The organism is Psychrobacter sp. 1Y4, assembly GCF_051847555.1.
Map to the genome: position 1 here is coordinate 1 of NZ_JBPYDE010000510.1, position 730 is coordinate 730.

1 protein-coding gene is annotated in these 730 nt (G+C 34.7%); it reads right to left on the bottom strand.

What is annotated here, in order from left to right:
* On the bottom strand, positions 1-633 hold a 633-nt coding region (locus ACS8FC_RS17255; protein ID WP_439297685.1), incomplete at its 3' end, for a hypothetical protein.
* Between the last annotated feature and the right edge of the window lie 97 nt (positions 634-730).

Consider the following 730-nt stretch of genomic DNA (forward strand, 5'->3'; position numbering starts at 1 on the left):
TAGCCATGGGTGATCTTCCAAATTAGCTACAAGCATCTTCCTACCTAACTCAATCATAGTTGCATCGTCATGAACTGGGTTTAGCTTGTTTTGACAAACTAAATAACCATAATCTCTAGGAGTTATCACTTTTGTTTTTAGCGAAATCTTTTTCTGTCCGTGATACTTTTCAAATTCATCAATTCCAGCTTGATAACTTTCTGCTTGGATACATAAGGCTAAATAGTCATCTAAAGCATCAGTTCTAAACTTTCTTTTTTCATACCAATCTCCAGAGACATAGTTGTCAGCGAAAATAACTCTGGCATGTTGCCAATCCACTTGGCTATCTACTCCTGTATAGAGCCATTTTGCAAGTGCTAGATGTTTATATAAATTATATTTATGGAAAAACGCATCGTCTCCATAACTATTTCTAAGTCTTTCATCTGAATTAATAGCCATTTGCAACCATTCGATACGACTAGGTAGGATAACCTCAGTTTCTGATTTTAAGCCAACTATCCAATCACCAATAAGCATGTTTATACCACTCAAAGCAACATTGCCCATCGGTCTTGTCGAATCATATTCAGTATTGACTAAGAAATCGATCATTGCTTTTTCTCTTTTGTTTACTGGATTAAACAACATAATAACGGCTCCTTTTTATTTGATAACACTATTTTTACCTGCACCTGCGATAAACCTCTAAAAATTACTCCTTATCTTACTCATTAATAATGAAGTC